The sequence below is a fragment of the Streptococcus infantis genome (assembly GCF_047463315.1).
GTDB classification, from domain to species: domain Bacteria; phylum Bacillota; class Bacilli; order Lactobacillales; family Streptococcaceae; genus Streptococcus; species Streptococcus infantis_AB.
Window position 1 is genome coordinate 1 of record NZ_JASHEB010000010.1, and the last position, 16,665, is coordinate 16,665.

At 40.2% G+C, this 16,665-nt stretch carries 16 protein-coding genes, 1 tRNA gene, 1 rRNA gene and 1 pseudogene; 14 read left to right on the forward strand and 5 right to left on the reverse strand.

All coding sequences use genetic code 11. From position 1 onward, the window contains the following. The 3 genes from QM857_RS08905 to QM857_RS08915 form a co-directional block, all read left to right on the forward strand. Positions 1-497: LPXTG cell wall anchor domain-containing protein (locus tag QM857_RS08905; RefSeq protein WP_414275738.1), on the forward strand; the 497-nt coding region annotated here is incomplete at its 5' end. A 138-nt stretch (positions 498-635) separates the two neighbouring features. Beyond that, on the forward strand, positions 636-1,199 hold the full coding sequence (locus QM857_RS08910) for a sugar O-acetyltransferase (protein WP_414275739.1): 564 nt from the start codon (positions 636-638) through the stop codon (positions 1,197-1,199). A gap of 153 nt (positions 1,200-1,352) precedes the next feature. After that, a complete protein-coding gene (locus tag QM857_RS08915; protein ID WP_414275740.1) occupies positions 1,353-2,597 on the forward strand; it encodes a carbohydrate-binding domain-containing protein in 1,245 nt (414 codons plus the stop codon). Between the two features lie 58 nt (positions 2,598-2,655). On the opposite strand, the gene QM857_RS08920 is transcribed toward QM857_RS08915, so the two are convergent. Then, the gene (locus tag QM857_RS08920) at positions 2,656-3,801 is read right to left on the reverse strand and encodes a low temperature requirement protein A (RefSeq protein ID WP_414275741.1); all 1,146 of its coding nucleotides are present in this window, start codon (positions 3,799-3,801) and stop codon (positions 2,656-2,658) included. A gap of 114 nt (positions 3,802-3,915) precedes the next feature. Here QM857_RS08920 and QM857_RS08925 point away from each other — a divergent pair. Then, positions 3,916-4,032 (forward strand): annotated as a pseudogene (locus QM857_RS08925) (helix-turn-helix domain-containing protein); the annotation flags it as partial. Positions 4,033-4,060: 28 nt separating this feature from the next. On the opposite strand, the gene QM857_RS08930 reads toward QM857_RS08925, so the two are convergent. After that, positions 4,061-5,104 carry a threonine aldolase family protein gene (locus QM857_RS08930; protein ID WP_414275742.1) on the reverse strand — a complete coding sequence of 348 codons (1,044 nt, stop codon included), beginning with the start codon at positions 5,102-5,104 and terminating at the stop codon, positions 4,061-4,063. Positions 5,105-5,221: 117 nt separating this feature from the next. On the opposite strand from QM857_RS08930, the gene QM857_RS08935 reads away from it, so the two are divergent. Then, entirely contained in the window at positions 5,222-6,106 is an 885-nt protein-coding gene (locus QM857_RS08935) for a LysR family transcriptional regulator (RefSeq protein ID WP_414275743.1), read from the forward strand. 200 nt (positions 6,107-6,306) lie between these two features. On the opposite strand, the gene QM857_RS08940 is transcribed toward QM857_RS08935, so the two are convergent. From QM857_RS08940 to QM857_RS08950, 3 genes are all read right to left on the reverse strand, one after another. Beyond that, entirely contained in the window at positions 6,307-6,510 is a 204-nt protein-coding gene (locus QM857_RS08940) for a CsbD family protein (RefSeq protein ID WP_000020982.1), read from the reverse strand. 116 nt (positions 6,511-6,626) lie between these two features. Further along, positions 6,627-7,259: a DUF421 domain-containing protein gene (locus QM857_RS08945; protein WP_414275744.1), complete on the reverse strand. Its 633-nt coding sequence runs from the start codon at positions 7,257-7,259 to the stop codon at positions 6,627-6,629. After that, positions 7,256-7,708: a DUF3290 family protein gene (locus tag QM857_RS08950; protein ID WP_084864383.1), complete on the reverse strand. Its 453-nt coding sequence runs from the start codon at positions 7,706-7,708 to the stop codon at positions 7,256-7,258. Before QM857_RS08950 ends, QM857_RS08945 begins: the two co-directional genes overlap by 4 nt. Before the next feature lie 190 nt (positions 7,709-7,898). Here QM857_RS08950 and QM857_RS08955 point away from each other — a divergent pair, with 190 nt between their 5' ends. The 9 genes from QM857_RS08955 to QM857_RS08995 all read left to right on the forward strand — a co-directional run. After that, positions 7,899-8,663 carry a nucleoside phosphorylase gene (locus QM857_RS08955; RefSeq protein WP_414254652.1) on the forward strand — a complete coding sequence of 255 codons (765 nt, stop codon included), beginning with the start codon at positions 7,899-7,901 and terminating at the stop codon, positions 8,661-8,663. A gap of 32 nt (positions 8,664-8,695) precedes the next feature. Next, positions 8,696-10,072 carry a TrkH family potassium uptake protein gene (locus QM857_RS08960; protein ID WP_414275745.1) on the forward strand — a complete coding sequence of 459 codons (1,377 nt, stop codon included), beginning with the start codon at positions 8,696-8,698 and terminating at the stop codon, positions 10,070-10,072. 13 nt (positions 10,073-10,085) lie between these two features. Beyond that, on the forward strand, positions 10,086-10,751 hold the full coding sequence (locus tag QM857_RS08965; RefSeq protein WP_414275746.1) for a potassium channel family protein: 666 nt from the start codon (positions 10,086-10,088) through the stop codon (positions 10,749-10,751). A 156-nt stretch (positions 10,752-10,907) separates the two neighbouring features. Continuing rightward, positions 10,908-13,427, forward strand: a complete 2,520-nt coding sequence (locus tag QM857_RS08970) for an SSURE domain-containing protein (RefSeq protein ID WP_414275747.1) — start codon at positions 10,908-10,910, stop codon at positions 13,425-13,427. 80 nt (positions 13,428-13,507) lie between these two features. Further along, entirely contained in the window at positions 13,508-14,206 is a 699-nt protein-coding gene (locus QM857_RS08975) for a response regulator transcription factor (protein WP_414254649.1), read from the forward strand. Then, positions 14,203-15,237 (forward strand): sensor histidine kinase, encoded by a 1,035-nt coding sequence (locus QM857_RS08980; protein WP_414275748.1) that lies wholly within the window; start codon positions 14,203-14,205, stop codon positions 15,235-15,237. Before QM857_RS08975 ends, QM857_RS08980 begins: the two co-directional genes overlap by 4 nt. Before the next feature lie 204 nt (positions 15,238-15,441). Further along, positions 15,442-16,053 carry a 30S ribosomal protein S4 gene (gene rpsD / locus QM857_RS08985; protein WP_004253981.1) on the forward strand — a complete coding sequence of 204 codons (612 nt, stop codon included), beginning with the start codon at positions 15,442-15,444 and terminating at the stop codon, positions 16,051-16,053. 240 nt (positions 16,054-16,293) lie between these two features. After that, a tRNA-Glu gene (locus QM857_RS08990) sits at positions 16,294-16,365 on the forward strand. A gap of 237 nt (positions 16,366-16,602) precedes the next feature. Continuing rightward, positions 16,603-16,665, forward strand: a 16S ribosomal RNA gene (locus QM857_RS08995); the annotation flags it as partial.

The following is a 16,665-nucleotide window of genomic DNA, read 5'->3' on the forward strand; positions in this document are numbered from 1 at the left end:
GCGACACAGAACATGTCTACGAAAAAGTGAAGACTAGTCACAAGGATAAAGACGGAAATGAAATTCCAGGATATCCAACAGAAGACGGCGAAAATCCTAAGAAAGACATTCCAGGATACCGCTTCGTTGAAACTAAGAAGTTGCCAAACGGTGATACAGTACATGTCTACGAAAAGATCACAACAACTCACGTTGACGAAAATGGAAACCCAATTCCAGGATATCCAACTGAGGATGGAGAACAACCTAAGAAAGAAATTCCAGGTTATGAGTTTGTGGAGACTGTTGTAGATGCAAATGGAAACATCCAACACATCTACAAGAAAGTTGTAACTCCAGAAAAACCAGAAGCTCCAGTTAAACCAGCTCCAGCTAAGGAAAATACTCCTCAATTGCCAAACACAGGTACTAAGGATAATGCTAGCCTTGCTGCCCTTGGTTTAGTAGGTGTCTTGAGTGGATTTGGACTTATCGCTCGTAAAAAGAAAGAAGACTAATTAATTCTGTAAAGTAGTGGAAAAGTCAACTTTCTAATTAAAAACTAGTGTATCAAATGATGCACTAGTTTTTTTGATTGCTTGTATTAAGAATCGAACTATGCTACAATCATCTAAAAGAAGCAAGGACATCAAGAAATGAAAAGTGAATACCAAAAAATGATTGCGGGAGAACCTTATCACCCGTTCGATCCAGAACTTCGTGCTCTAGCACAAACAGCACGACAAAAGCAAGCTTCTTTTAATGCAGAAGTCGATCCAGTAAAAGGTATGGAAATCATCAAAGGATGGTTTGGTTCTACTGGTGAAAATCTCTATGTCAATACTCGTTTGGTGGTGGATTATGGTGTCAATATTCATTTGGGAGAAAATTTTTATTCCAATTGGAATCTAACCATGTTGGATGTTTGTCCAATTACCATTGGTGACAATGCTATGATTGGTCCTAACTGCCAGTTTTTAACACCTCTTCATCCCCTGGATCCCGACGAACGAAATTCGGGTTTAGAATTTGGAAAACCAATCACGATTGGTAAAAACTTTTGGGCAGGAGGTGGCGTGATTGTCCTTCCAGGCGTTACACTAGGTGATAACGTTGTTGCAGGAGCAGGAGCTGTCATTACTAAATCTTTTGGTGACAATGTAGTTCTGGTAGGTAATCCGGCACGAGTTATCAAAGAAATTCCAGTCAAAGAAAATTAAAAGAACAGCGAAATGCTGTTCTTTTTTGTACCATAAATAATGATTATTAATGAAGTTCGGATGGGGTTAAGAAAACTTTCAGAAAAAATTCAGGCTTCTTTTAGGAAACTCCCGTAGACTAGGATCATGTAACTGAAAGACGAGGAAATGAGTATGAAAGCAAAAAAATGGACATTCTTATTAACGAGTATAGCAACTCTAGCACTGGTGACAGCTTGTACCCAGTCAACTTCAAATACAACAGCTAGCAATACCGCAACAAACACCACATCAACTACAAACGCTAAGAAAACTAGCTATTTTACGGATAAAGACTATGATACTTCTTACGATGAAAAGACGGCAGCAACTGTAATTCTGTCAGGATCAACAGCGACGATATCTGGTGACGGAGTTGCCATATCAGATTCTACCGTCACCATCTCTAAGTCAGGTACCTATGTGATTTCTGGAAAATCTGATGGTGTTCAAATCAAGATTGAAGCTGGAAGTTCAGATGACGTACACATCGTTCTAAATGGTGTAACAATGACCAATACCAATGCAGCTATTTCTGCCACATCAGCCGGTCATGTTTACTTAACTCTAGCAGATGGTACAACCAATAGCCTGTCAGATTCAGCAACGAATAGTGATGAAAAGGCGGATGCAGCACTCTTCTCTAAAGTGGACTTAACCATCAACGGTAAAGGAACTCTCAATGTAGATGGCAAGAAAAACAATGCTATCAAGGCTAACGATACACTTCACATCACAGGTGGAACCTACAACATCACAGCAGTTGGAGATGCCTTTAATGTTAATGATGAACTCAACATTACTGGCACAACCATGACAATCGATGCCAAGGAGGACGGGGTCAAGGTAGACAATGATGACGATACATCTGTTGGAACCATGTATCTCTCTGATAATACTATCACTGTTACTGCTGGTGATGATGGTATCCATGCATCAGGTGATTTGGTTATCGATAGCGGTACCTATACTGTTAAAAATTCTACAGAAGGGCTTGAAGGTAAGTCTATCACTATTAACGGTGGAGACATTACTATATATGCGACAGATGATGGTGTTAATGCAGCTAACAAAAACGCCCAACAAAGCGAAATCTTCTTCACTATGAATGGTGGGAACTTGACCGTTGAAGTTGGTCAAGGAGATACTGATCCGATTGACTCAAATGGGAATATCACTGTTACGGGTGGAACTATTAAGATGACTGGTCAAACTGGTTTTGATTTTGACGGAACAGCTAGCTATACAGGCGGAGATATCTACTTCAATGGCGAAAAACAAACTGAAATCGTCAATTCTATGCCTGGTGGCGGAGGAGCACCTGGTGGTGGTCCTCAAGGAAATGGTGGCCCTGGAGGTCCCGCTCCTGATGGACGTTAATAAAATAAAAATCTCCTTTCTCGAAAGAGAAGGGAGATTTTTATGTAGGAAGGATTTTCTAGTACAAATCCCAATTCGGAGTTCCGTATTTCTTAGTTCGGGTCATATAAAAATGCGTAAAATGAACTTCCATTGCCAAGGTCATCAAGGTTGCAATGGTGATAACAACTGATGGATAGGCTGAGAAAAGAAGGGAGAGAGCCAGTCCGATAAGGAAGAATGCGGTTTGCAAGCCATAATAGAGCTTGTCATACTTGAGGTAACTCTTGTTAAAATAGCCATTTGCAAGGATGGCAGCTTGAAAGAGGCCGATACCCGTATAGAAGAAGCCAGTCGCAAAGAGGTGATGGGCTTCAGGGTTTACCAAGAAACTCATAGAAACAGTCACCATAATCAAGCCAATAAAAATCGGATAGTGGCTGTATATCAGAAAGATACCCTTATTCTTTCCTTCTTCATCAATGGCATGGTCAAATTGGCCGAAGTAATTCATAAAGAGGTTGACCATGATGATAAAGTAAAGGATAGAGTGGATGGAGAAATTTTCAACTGTAAAGAAATCTGCTAGGCCCATAATCATCTCCCCAAAGGTAATAATGACCAGTAGCGAGATACGTTCAATCAGGTGGGGAAGATTAATTTGAAAATGGGAAACTTTTCGGGTCAATAGGATGGGCATGATAAAGGTCAAGAGAATCCCTAACATATAGACATAGATACCAAAATCTATCGGAAGAAGGGCTGCTATATAGACGGCTAAGGTTCTGAGCCCTGTCATCCAAAGAAAACCCTTGATACTTTTTCGGTTGGCTGGCGTGGTAGATTTTCGGAAATACTCTACTAGGTATTGGAAAAATAGGGTTAGGGTCAGGGTTCCCACTGTCCAGCAGAAGGTATGAAAGTAGCTCTGCCAGTCATTGGTAATCATGTTTGATATCAAGAGGAGCATGGCCATATTGATGAACATGACAGTCATATTAAAAAGGGAATTCTTTCCATAGCGGTTGGTATAGACGGTCTGAATCATCCAAGAATTGACTAGAACCAGAAGCGTCATCAGGAAACCAAAGATGGCGTCCAATGATAAGACTCCGTGGTGAAGATGATGGATGAGGGCAGTCGTTTTAGAAATGGCGTAAACAAAGACCAGATCATAAAAGAGTTCACTATACTCTACCCGTTTGTGTTTCATTAGATTTGTCATGGGTCATCCTTTCTAAGATGGTTGAACACCTTATTATATCAGAAAAATGACAGTATATGATGGAAAGAAGGGGAGTAGACCAATCAATTTCATTGTGACGTAAATTGTCATTACATGACAACAGATGATGTAGCCTATTTGTTAGGCTATTCAGAAATCTCTTCCTTCTCACGAGCTTTCAAAAAATGGACGGGACAGACTATTTCAGAGTACCGAGAGCAGGTCTTATAGATCAAAAAAACGGCAGTGATGCCGTTTTTTATAATTCTTCAATCACCTGGCACAATGCCTCTACATCTTCCTTTCGAGTAGACCAGGAGGTCGCAAAACGAGTAACGGTTAGTTCGTCATTATACTTTTCCCAGAAGGAGAAAATCACATTTTTAGAGAGTTTTTCCATTTGCTCTTTGGTTACCAAGCAAAAGATTTGATTAGTTGGATTTTCAAAATAGAGAGGGAGTTCTGCTTTTTCACAAGCTTGACGAATCTGATTGCCATAAGTAATCGCATCTTGTCCGATAGTATGATACAAATTATTCTTGAATAATTCGTCAAATTGGATGCCTAACAGTCTGCCTTTGGCCAAGAGTGCACCGTGTTGCTTGATGATGGTGGTCATATGAGGAAGAAGACGAGGATTGGGAATAACCACCGCTTCTCCAAACATGGCTCCGCACTTAGTGCCTCCAATGTAAAAAGCATCACAGAGGAGCGCGAGGTCAGCTAGAGTCACATCATTTTCAGGACAAGCCAGTGCATAGGCTAGACGGGCTCCATCGACAAAGAGTTTGACCTCGTGCTCTTTGCAGACTTGAGAGATAGCCTCAATTTCTGCCTTGCTGTAGAGTGTTCCTAGTTCCGTTGGTTGTGAGATATAAACCATCCCTGGCATAACCATGTGTTCATGATTGCCATCTGCCCAGTAATCTTCAATGGTTACTTTAATTTGTTGGGCGGTCAATTTTCCGTCTGCTGTATCGAGTTCTAGAACCTTGTGGCCACCAAACTCGATAGCCCCAGCCTCGTGCACACTGACATGCCCAGTTTTTGCTGCGATCACCCCTTGATAAGATTGAAGGAGGCTATCGATTATGATTTGATTGGTCGGAGTCCCGCCCATGAGAAAGCGAACTTCTGCTTGGGGACAAGCGCATGCCTCTCGAATCCGTTCAACAGCACTCTTGGTAATCGGGTCTGTCCCGTAACCTGTCATTTCTATTTGGTTGGTTTCCATCATCCGTTTGAGAATATTAGGATGTGCTCCTTGTAAATAGTCGTTGGCGAAATTCAGTTGTGTTTTCATTTGGTTACTTCTCTTTCTTTGTTGATGCTATTAGTTTAAAACATTTTTTGATATAACACAAACGGCAAAAACTCATCTTAACTATGATATAATGGAATAGATAGAGAGGAGTAGATTATGGATGCTAGTAAATGCCAAGCTGTTTTAGTTGCTAGTGAGACCGGCTCTTTTTCGGCTGCAGCAGAACAACTCAACTATACCCAGTCAGGGATTACGAGAATGATTTCCAGTTTGGAAGAGGAACTAGAATTTTCTTTGTTTATCCGCAGTAAAAAAGGAGTTCACTTGACGGAAAATGGGAAATTGATGTTACCTTATTTCAGGGAAATTGTTGAATCAAGTCAGGTTGCGCAAGAGATGAGTGATGATATCAAAGGAGTCGTTCGCGGTTCCATCACGATTGCTTGCTACTTTAGTGTATCCTCTATGTGGATGCCTCATCTTTTAAAAGTTTTTTCAGAAAGCTATCCCCATATCCAGATTAAATTGTTGGAGGGTGGGAATAAGGAAATAGCTAAGTGGTTGGCCGAAAAATCTGTCGATATTTGTCTGTGTGCAGAGCCTCAAGATAGTGGAGAGTACAGCTGGAAAGAATTGTATCGAGACCCCTTGGTGGCTTGGTTGCCAAAGGATCATCCAAAAGCCAAACAAGAGACTTACAGGATAAAAGATCTGGAAACAGAAGAATTTATCCACACCTTACCTGGTCAAGACACAGACCAAGACAGACTAATTAAGCAAGAAGGTTTAAAATTAAAAACACGATTTACAACAAAAGATGGCTTTACTACCTATCAGTTAGTAAAAGCGGGTTTGGGAGTAAGTTTTAATCAAGCTATGATTGCACAAGATTGGAAAGGAGATGTAGTACAGCTACCTTTAACCCCACCACGTTTTGTTTCGCTTGGCCTTGCTTTGCCAAAACAGAAACCGACCTCTCCAGCGGTACAACGATTTCTTAAATGTATGGAAGCTGAGATTTCTGATTTGATAAACTTCTAGGATGAAAGTTTTTTTTATGAGCCTTGAAGTTCATTTGGATAGCTTTCTTCATTGAAATTGTCAATTTTATGTCAAAGCATCTCACGAAGAGATGCTTTTTATATTTGAGATAACTAATATGAGTGCAAGAAAAAACTCTTATCCCTAGCATTATTACAAGCTTGGAATAGGAGTTTTTAGGATATTAGGACGAGAAAGAATTATTCTCCGTCTTTTTTAAAGATGTTTTTTACGCCAGATACTGCACCTTCGACAGCTTCTTTTGCATCTTCAGCAACTTCTTTAGCTTTTGAAGCTACTTTTTCAGCAGCTCCTTCCGCTTGAGTTTTTGTATCGCCAGTAAGTTTACCAAAACCTTCTTTAACAGAACCTTTAGCTTGGTTGAATTTTTCTTCGATTGACATGGGGGTTACCTCCGATATTTTATTGTATTATCTAAAACAAATCAGATAATAACTTAAGTATATACCCTTTGTTGTGAAAAAGCAAAAAACTGATACGAAAAGTATCAGTTTATTTTTTAATAGGTTACAATGTTCAATTGGCCTTTATCATACTCAGCGATAAAGATATTAGAAACGTCTTCGAAACCTTCTTCTTTTAATTTTTCTGTTAGCCATTCCTCAGTTTTTCCAATGGTTTCTAGGATTTCAACTTGGACAACACCATCTGTAATGACTGGGTACTTAGGATTTTCGTCACCCATTCTTACAACAATTAGCTGTCCGTTTTGCTCAATCACAGCTCTCTTGACGTCTTTTAGTTGGAAGATTCCTTGGGCGCGCAATTTAAGAGCTACATCTGCAGCTGCAAGACCTTTTGATCGACAGGCTTCAGGGTCTAACTGACCATTTTTTATGATAATAGTAGGTTTTCCGTCAATCAGATGTTTAATCAGAGAAACATTGGTATTCAGCCATTTAAGGAGCAAGATGAGAATAGTCCAGATGATGAGGATAACAATGTATTGGATGATGGTGATAGAACTATTGTAGATAACCCCACCGATAATACCCCCGAGAACAAAGTTCTGGATTTGATCTACTGCAGAACTTGGTGCTAAATTTCCTTTACCTGTTACGTTAATAACAAAAACAAGAGAAAGTAGCCCCAAGGCTAATTTAATTGCAATTGTAGCAAAAAAGCTTATCATTTTTCAACCTCCACGAGTTCCACATCTGATTTATAGAGTTCCATCTTTTCTAATAAATAGCTATCTTGGTCAGTCCCACTAATGGCACGATAAAAATTGTCACCTACTTTAATAATCGCCCCATCAGTCACTGCTGATGTGTTGACATAAACATTTTTCTTATCAACACCTAACTCTTTTGATACAATTTCGATGAAGTGCAAGGAACTACGAAATTGATTATCATTGGATTGGCTGTTTTGAAAATTCGTAATGCTAATCAATACAAAAGCAATTAAGGTCAAAATAGAAATGAGCGATAATTCACGGAACTTACTCCCTCTTTTATCTTTGAAAGCCTTAAATGCAAAGAATCCAGTCACAATCACTAAGAATGTCGACACAATAATCATGGTCCAATTCTGTTGACTAATCTGACTGAGAACATAGTCATATGAATAGAATTTCATAAGATTTCTCCTTTTTTAAATTCAACCTATTATAAACTAATTCCTAAGTTTTAGCAATTTTGTTAGTAGAGGAAAAAGCATTTAATGGTTGTTTACTACTTAAGGTAGGTTTTTCTGATTTGACTTAGCCTCCCGTCTTGACTTTCGTTTGGCTTTTGTTATAATAGTAAAAATTTAGAGGAGGTATTCTATGATTCAAAAACATGCTATTCCTATTTTAGAGTTTGACGATAATCCTCAGGCAGTCATCATGCCAAATCACGAAGGATTAGATTTACAGTTGCCAAAGAAGTGCATCTATGCATTTTTGGAAGAAGAGATTGACCGTTATGCTCAGGAAGTAGGGGCGGACTGTGTTGGTGAGTTCGTTTCTGCCACTAAAACCTATCCTGTTTATGTCATGAGTTACAAGGGTGAGGAAGTATGTCTGGCTCAGGCTCCCGTAGGTTCTGCCCCTGCGGCCCAGTTTATGGATTGGTTGATTGGCTACGGTGTGGAGAAAATCATTTCCACCGGTACTTGTGGCGTGTTAGTGAATATAGAAGAAAATGCCTTCCTAGTTCCAGTCCGTGCTCTGCGTGATGAAGGAACTAGTTACCATTATGCGCCACCTTCTCGTTATATGGATGTACATGTAGAAGCGATTTCTGCTATCGAGCAAGTCTTGGAACAACTAGGAATTCCTTACGAGGAGGTTATGACTTGGTCGACAGATGGTTTTTACCGAGAGACAGCTGAAAAGGTTGCCTATCGTAAGGAAGAAGGCTGTGCAGTTGTGGAGATGGAGTGTGCAGCTCTTGCAGCAGTTGCCCAGCTTCGAGGAGTAGTTTGGGGTCAACTTTTATTTACAGCCGACTCTCTAGCGGATTTAGAAAATTATGATAGCCGCGATTGGGGTTCAGAAGCTTTTGACAAGGCCTTAGAACTCTGTCTTGAAATCGTTAGTCATATGTGACTGCTTTAACTATTTTATGGTACAATGTAGCTATGTTATTCAAATCATTTTTGGAAAAAATAAACACGACCTTGGGGCGTTTATCACCTGCTCGTCGAATTTTTTTAAGTTTTGCTTTGGTTATTTTCGCAGGCTCTCTCCTTTTGAGTCTGCCATTTGTGCAAGCAACAAGCTCCCAAGCGACCTATTTCGACCATCTCTTTACAGCAGTATCCATGGTCTGTGTGACAGGACTCTTTACTCAACCAGTAGCCACTACATATAACATCTGGGGTCAGTTAATCTGTATGTTTTTGATCCAGATTGGTGGTTTGGGTCTCATGACCTTTATAGGGGTCTTTTATATTCAAAGTAAGCAAAAGCTCAGTCTTCGTAGCCGTGAAACAATTCTGGAGAGCTTTAGTTATGGAGAAACTCAGTCTTTAATGGTTTTCATACGTTCGATTTTCTTGACGACTTTTATCGTTGAAGGACTCGGAGCCTTCCTGTTAAGTTTTCGTTTTGTTCCGGAATTTGGTTGGGGCCGAGGAATTTTCACCTCTATTTTCGTAGCTATTTCAGCTTTCTGTAATGCTGGTTTTGATAATTTTGGAAGTACAAGTTTAGTAGCTTTTCAAACTGATCCTTTGATTAATCTAGTGCTTGCTGCTTTGATCATCACAGGTGGTCTAGGGTTTATGGTTTGGTTTGACCTGGCCACGCAGTTGAGCAAGAAAAAACGTCGGCTTCGCTTCCATACCAAGTTGGTTCTCTTCTTGACAGCTGGAATTTTATTTACTGGAACAGTTTCAACCCTTTTGATAGAGTGGAACAATCCGGGAACGATTGGCAATCTCAGCATCCCTGATAAATTGCTAGTCAGTTTTTTCCAAACAGTTAGCATGAGAACGGCAGGTTTTGCTTCTATTGATTACACCCAGGCTCGGCCTGTTACTTTGCTGATTTATATCTTACAAATGTTTCTCGGTGGGGCGCCTGGTGGAACAGCCGGCGGGCTTAAAATCACAACCTTCTTTGTATTATTGGTCTTTGCACGCAGTGAACTTTTAGGATTACCCCATGCCAATGTAGCTCGGAGAACAATTTTACCTCGGACAGTCCAAAAATCATTCAGTGTCTTTATTATCTTCTTGCTAACTTTCTTGCTGGGCTTGATCCTGTTAGGGGTAACCGCAGAAGGAAATCCGCGCTTTATCTACATCATGTTTGAAACAATTTCTGCCCTTGCTACGGTCGGAGTGACGGCAAATTTGACACCAGAGTTAGGCAGATTAGCTCTTAGCATTGTCATGCTATTGATGTTTATAGGTCGAATTGGACCACTGACGCTATTAGTTAGTTTGGCTGAGTATCAACCAGATAAGAAAGATATGATCCACTATATGAAAGCAGATATTACCATAGGATAAGAAAGGATAAACTATGTCAGATCGGACAATTGGAATTTTAGGTTTAGGTATTTTTGGGAGTAGTGTACTTACCGCTCTCGCTCAGCATGATATAAATATTATCGCCATTGACGACCATGAGGAGCGAATCAATCAGTTCGAACCAGTCTTGGTACGTGGAGTGGTTGGAGATATTACCGATGAAGAGCTCTTGCTCTCAGCAGGAATTGATACCTGCGATACAGTTGTGGTGGCAACTGGGGAAAATTTAGAATCTAGTGTGCTTGCAGTCATGCATTGCAAGAGTCTAGGAGTACCAACTGTTATTGCTAAGGTTAAAAGCCATACAGCAAAAAAAGTCCTTGAAAAAATTGGCGCGGATTCAGTCATTTCACCAGAATATGAGATGGGTCGTTCGTTGGCGCAGACTATTTTATTTAATAACAGCGTTGATGTTTTTCAGTTGGATAAAAATGTCTCGATAGTCGAGATGAAAATTCCACAGTCGTGGGCAGGTAAGAGTCTAAGTGAACTTGATCTTCGAGGACAATACAATCTCAATATTCTTGGTTTTCGTGACTATGAAAATGCTCCTCTAGATGTTCAGTTTGGTCCAGATGATCAATTGAAAGCTGATGGCTATATGATGGCAGTAATCAATAACCAATATTTGGATAATCTAGCACACCTCAATGATTAAAAGAGAAATGACCATTCTTTTTTCTAGTGACTATTGAGTCAATATAAGTATTTTATAAGAAGGATTTAAGAAAAATTTTAACTTTTTCTTAATCCTTTTTAATTTTAGGAGATTATACTAGAGTCATCAAAAAAAGAAAACTCTAAGGAGAATCCTATGAAATTCAATCCAAATCAGAGATATACTCGTTGGTCTATTCGCCGCCTCAGTGTTGGTGTTGCTTCAGTTGTTGTGGCTAGTGGCTTCTTTGTCCTAGTCGGTCAACCAAGTTCTGCACGTGCTGATGTCGTCAATCCGACTCCTGCTCAAGTCGTGCCAAACGACGCCTCGGTGAGTGAAAAGGGCGACTTACCAGCAGAGGTTCTCAAAAAAGCAGTCGATGTAGCTCTTCCTTCGGAACAGTCTATTCCAACACCTCAAGCAAGTGTGGACACCACAAGCTCTTCAGAAAAAGCGGACGAAACTGCTAAAGAGCCAGTAGTAGCACCAAAAGAAGAAGTGCAAGCACAACCCGACTCTAAGAAAAAAACAGAAGATGCAGTTAAACCTGTGGAAGGTCCTACGTCTACAGTTTCTGGACAAGACCGCGAAGCCAGTGAAGCTCAACCAGCAACTACTCCAGCTGAAGTTCAAAAAGGTGTGGCAGACAATACTAAAGATACAGTAGACGTCCCAGCAACTTACTTGGATAAAGCGAACTTCCCAGGCCCATTCACAGCCGGTGTTAACCAAGTTATCCCATATGAATTCTTCGCTGGTGACGGTATGTTGACTCGTCTTATCTTGAAAGCTTCTGACAAGGCCCCATGGTCAGACAACGGCTCAGCCAAAAATCCGGCCCTCCCACCAGTAGAAAAATTGGGCAAAGGCCTTTACTTCTATGAAGTGGATTTGGCCGGCACTCAAGGTAAATCAGATAAAGAGCTTCTTGACTTGTTAAAACAAAACGGCACTCAAAGCTATAAAGCTACTATTAAAGTGTATGGTGCGAAAGATGGCAAGGCAGATTTGAGCAACCTCGTAGCGACTAAGAATTTGGATGTCAACTTGAACGGCTTAACCACTCCAGCTGAAGTGCAAAAAGGTGTGGCCGACAACACCAAAGACACAGTAGAAGTCCCAGCTTCTTACTTGGATAGAGCTAATTTCCCAGGTCCATTTACAGCTGGTGTCAACCAAGTCATTCCATACGAATTCTTCGCTGGTGACGGTATGTTGACTCGCCTTATCTTGAAATCCTCTGATAAGGCTCCATGGTCAGATAATGGAACGGCTAAAAATCCTGCTCTCCCACCGGTAGAGAAATTGAGCAAAGGTCTTTACTTCTATGAAGTAGACTTGGCAGGTACTCAAGGTAAATCTGACAAAGAGCTACTTGACCTCTTGAAACAAAATGGAACGCAAAGTTATAAAGCTACTATTAAAGTGTACGGTGCGAAAGACGGCAAAGCTGACTTAACAAATCTTGTGGCAACTAAGGATTTGGGTGTTAATTTGAATGGCTTGACCACTCCAGCTGAAGTGAAAAAGGGTGTGGCTGATAACACCAAAGACACAGTAGATGTCCCAGCTAGCTACCTTGACAAAGCCAATTTCCCAGGACCATTTACAGCCGGCGTCAATCAAGTCATTCCATATGAGTTCTTTGCTGGTGATGGGATGTTGACTCGCCTTATCTTGAAAGCATCCGATAAGGCCCCATGGTCAGACAACGGTTCGGCTAAAAATCCTGCCCTTCCACCAGTAGAGAAATTGGGCAAAGACCTCTACTTCTATGAAGTAGATTTGGCAGGTACTCAAGGTAAATCAGATAAAGAGCTTCTTGACCTTTTAAAACAAAATGGAACGCAAAGTTATAAAGCTACTATTAAAGTGTACGGTGTGAAAGATGGCAAGGCCGATTTGACTAACCTAGTAGCGACTAAAGATTTGACTGTTAATTTGAACGCTTCAACCACACCAACTCAGGTTAAAGAGTCTGTTGTTAACAATGTCAAAGACATGATTGATGTTCCGGCTAGCTACCTTGACAAGGCTAATGTTCCTGGACCATTCTTGGCCGGCGTAAACCAAGTCATCCCATATGAAGCTTTTGGTGGTGATGGAATGTTGACTCGCCTTATCTTGAAAGCTTCAGACAAGGCCCCATGGTCAGACAACGGAATGGATAAAAATCCTGCTTTATTGGCACTTGAAGGCTTGGCTAAAGGCCAATATTTCTACGAAGTAGATTTGAATGGTAATACGGTTGGTAAAGATGGTCAGGCCTTACTTGAGCAACTTCGAGCTAACGGAACCTATACATATCTAGCTACTATTAAAGTCTATGGCTCTAAAGATGGCAAACCTGATTTAAGCAATCTGGTTGCTACTCGTCAAGTAACGATTCGACTTCATGGTTCAGAAATGATGTTCAAAACTCCTCAAGAAGATCAGATGGCAATGCCTTCTTCTACGTCAGATTCAATGAACAAAATGAAGGATATGACGAAGGAAGCCCAAGCTTCAGAGATGAGAATGGGTGATTCCATGGCTGAAACTAGGAAAAATGATGGGCAACCGATGCTACCAAATACTGGTGAAGCTCAAACGACTACAGCTGGACTTGGAGCCCTTGGCCTAGTCTTGGCAGGTCTTGTTGGATTTTTGGGTTGGAAAACCAAAAGAGAAGATTAAGGTTCAAATCATTTAAACATTACGGAAAATAGTGTTATACTAAAGCAAGTATAACACTGTTTTTGTCAAAGGAGTGTCAGATGAAAAAGACAATTTTGTTGGTTGATGATGAGATAGATATTCTAGATATTCAAAATCGCTATCTTTTACAGGCGGGTTATGATGTTTTAGTTGCCCATGATGGTAAGGAAGGATTAGAACTTTTTAGAAAAAAATCTATCGACCTCATTATCACAGATATCATGATGCCTAATATGGACGGTTATGATTTCATCAGTGAAGTTCAGTATATTGCTCCTGATCAACCCTTTCTCTTTACAACTGCTAAGACAAGCGAACAGGATAAGATTTATGGATTAAGTTTGGGAGCAGATGATTTTATAGCTAAACCGTTTAGCCCACGGGAATTGGTTTTGAGAGTGAATAATATCTTGCGCCGTCTTAGTCGTGGCGGAGAGACCGAGCAGATTGAGTTTGGTGACTTAGTGATCAACCATGGGACTCATGAAGTTCGCATTGGGGAACAGCCTTTGGAATTGACAGTGAAATCTTTTGAACTTCTATGGATATTAGCCAGCAATCCTGAGAGAGTCTTTTCAAAAACTGAACTTTACGAGAAGGTATGGCAAGAGGATTATGTGGATGATACTAATACACTCAATGTTCATATCCATGCTTTGAGACAAGAATTGAGTAAGTTCACGAATTTAAACACTCCTGCTATCAAAACGGTTTGGGGATTGGGCTATAAGATGGAAAGACCGAGAGGTAAAAAATGAAATTAAAAAGCTATATTTTAGTGGGGTATCTAGTTTCGACTCTACTAACGATTTTGGTCGTTTTCTGGGCAATCCAACGAATGTTGATTGAGAAAAGTGAAGTTTACTTTCTGGTTGGAATGACCTTGATTGCAAGTTTCATTGGCGCTGCAGTGAGCATCTTTCTTTTGTCACCTGTTTTTTCTTCTCTGAAACATTTGAAAAAACAAGCTCAGAATATAGCTGGCAAAGATTTCAGCACAGAAATTGAAACCAAAGGGCCGATAGAATTTCAAGAGTTGGGCCAGGCTTTTAATGACATGTCCCGCAATTTACAAGATACCTTTCAATCACTTGATGAGAGTGAGCAAGAAAAAAGAATGATGATTGCTCAGCTCTCTCACGATATTAAAACTCCCATTACCTCCATTCAGGTTACTGTGGAAGGAATTTTGGATGGAGTAATCAAGGAAGAGGAACGACTCCATTACTTAACCACGATTGGTCGCCAAACCGAGCGTTTAAACAAGCTAGTCGAGGAGTTGGATGTTTTGACTCTGAACGCTCAGCCCCAAGATATAGCTGACGAAGAAGTCGAAGATGTGTTTTTAGATCAGTTGTTGATTGAGTCGATGAGTGAATTTCAACTTCAGATTGAACAAGAGGAGCGAGATGTCTACATTCAAGTAAAGCCTGAGTCTGCGAAAGTCAAGAGCTATTATGACAAACTCTCTCGTATTCTAGTCAATTTGTTAAACAATGCATTTAAATATTCAGAACCTGGAACTAGGATTGAAGTTCTTGCTCAGTTAACAGAAGAAGAACTGATAATCAGTGTGAAAGACGAGGGTCAAGGTATTCTTCCTGAAGATTTGGAAAAAATTTTTAACCGACTTTATCGTGTAGAAACGTCGCGTAATATGAAAACAGGTGGTCATGGATTAGGACTTGCGATTGCGCGAGAACTAGCTCATCAACTAGGTGGTGAAATAACAGCAGAAAGCCAGTATGGCTTAGGAAGTACGTTTACATTTCATCTTGATTTGAAATAAAACTAAAAAAATTCTCTTTACAAATGTAGTATTTCATGGTACAATAGCCTTTGTGTGAAATAGCAGCAGGAAAGCATGAAGCTCGTCAACAGGTGTCTTATAACAAGTAACCTTGGCTGTTTAGGCGAAGGGCATCTGCACGAATCAGGGCTTTCTAAGTGACTATTTCCGCCGAAATTATATTTATATTAGGAGGACATACATATGTCACGTTATACAGGACCATCTTGGAAACAAGCTCGTCGCCTTGGCCTTTCACTTACAGGTACAGGTAAAGAATTGGCACGTCGTAACTACGTACCAGGACAACACGGACCAAACAACCGTTCTAAATTGTCAGAATACGGTTTGCAATTGGCTGAAAAACAAAAACTTCGTTTCACTTACGGAGTAGGTGAAAAACAATTCCGTAACTTGTTCGTACAAGCTACAAAAATCAAAGGCGGAATCCTTGGTTTCAACTTCATGCTTCTTTTGGAACGTCGTTTGGATAACGTAGTTTACCGTCTTGGCCTTGCAACTACTCGTCGTCAAGCTCGTCAATTCGTAAACCACGGTCACATCCTTGTTGACGGAAAACGCGTTGATATCCCATCATACCGCGTGACTCCAGGTCAAGTAATCTCAGTTCGTGAAAAATCATTGAAAGTTCCAGCTATCCTTGAAGCAGTTGAAGCTACTCTTGGACGTCCAGCATTCGTATCATTCGATGCTGAAAAATTGGAAGGTTCATTGACTCGTTTGCCAGAACGCGATGAAATCAACCCAGAAATCAACGAAGCACTTATCGTTGAATTCTACAACAAAATGCTTTAATTTTAAGATATATGATACAGAAAGCCTACAACAGTGGGCTTTTTGTTTTATACTTTGATCATGATTTTTCCTATTTCGCAATAAAAAGTATATAGTGTTTTTTTCTTATATAAAAAGTAAGTTGTTTTAACAGTAATTAATATAAAAGAAAAAAATAGAAAAAATTTTTTATAAAAAATAATTCAAAGCAGTTGACAAGCGTCAAAAAGTAGGTATAATAGAAAGAGTTGACAAGCTCAGGGTCCGTTGGTCAAGGGGTTAAGACACCGCCTTTTCACGGCGGTAACACGGGTTCGAATCCCGTACGGACTATGGGTGTATTGCGGTTGATGGGAACAGGATATAAAAAAAGTTAAAAAAACCTGTTGACAGAGAAAATTGACTGTGATATACTAATATAGTTGTCGCTTGAGAGAACGAGAGACAAAGACCTTTGAAAACTGAACAAGACGAACCAATGTGCAGGGCACTACAACATTAAGTTGTAGTACTGAACAATGAAAAAAACAATAAATCTGTCAGTGACAGAAATGAGTGAGAACTCAAACTTTTAATGAGAGTTTGATCCTGGCTCAGGACGAACGCTGGCGGCGTGCCTAATACATGCAAGTA

Bases quoted from the DNA above. Each gene is read 5' to 3' on its own strand.
- QM857_RS08910 (WP_414275739.1), top strand. From the start codon at position 636: ATGAAAAGTGAATACCAAAAAATGATTGCGGGAGAACCTTATCACCCG.
- rpsD (WP_004253981.1), top strand. From the start codon at position 15,442: ATGTCACGTTATACAGGACCATCTTGGAAACAAGCTCGTCGCCTTGGC.
- QM857_RS08965 (WP_414275746.1), top strand. From the start codon at position 10,086: ATGTCAGATCGGACAATTGGAATTTTAGGTTTAGGTATTTTTGGGAGT.
- QM857_RS08955 (WP_414254652.1), top strand. From the start codon at position 7,899: ATGATTCAAAAACATGCTATTCCTATTTTAGAGTTTGACGATAATCCT.
- QM857_RS08970 (WP_414275747.1), top strand. From the start codon at position 10,908: ATGAAATTCAATCCAAATCAGAGATATACTCGTTGGTCTATTCGCCGC.
- QM857_RS08915 (WP_414275740.1), top strand. From the start codon at position 1,353: ATGAAAGCAAAAAAATGGACATTCTTATTAACGAGTATAGCAACTCTA.
- QM857_RS08980 (WP_414275748.1), top strand. From the start codon at position 14,203: ATGAAATTAAAAAGCTATATTTTAGTGGGGTATCTAGTTTCGACTCTA.
- QM857_RS08920 (WP_414275741.1), bottom strand. From the start codon at position 3,801: ATGACAAATCTAATGAAACACAAACGGGTAGAGTATAGTGAACTCTTT.
- QM857_RS08935 (WP_414275743.1), top strand. From the start codon at position 5,222: ATGGATGCTAGTAAATGCCAAGCTGTTTTAGTTGCTAGTGAGACCGGC.
- QM857_RS08930 (WP_414275742.1), bottom strand. From the start codon at position 5,104: ATGAAAACACAACTGAATTTCGCCAACGACTATTTACAAGGAGCACAT.
- QM857_RS08945 (WP_414275744.1), bottom strand. From the start codon at position 7,259: ATGATAAGCTTTTTTGCTACAATTGCAATTAAATTAGCCTTGGGGCTA.
- QM857_RS08960 (WP_414275745.1), top strand. From the start codon at position 8,696: ATGTTATTCAAATCATTTTTGGAAAAAATAAACACGACCTTGGGGCGT.
- QM857_RS08975 (WP_414254649.1), top strand. From the start codon at position 13,508: ATGAAAAAGACAATTTTGTTGGTTGATGATGAGATAGATATTCTAGAT.
- QM857_RS08940 (WP_000020982.1), bottom strand. From the start codon at position 6,510: ATGTCAATCGAAGAAAAATTCAACCAAGCTAAAGGTTCTGTTAAAGAA.
- QM857_RS08950 (WP_084864383.1), bottom strand. From the start codon at position 7,708: ATGAAATTCTATTCATATGACTATGTTCTCAGTCAGATTAGTCAACAG.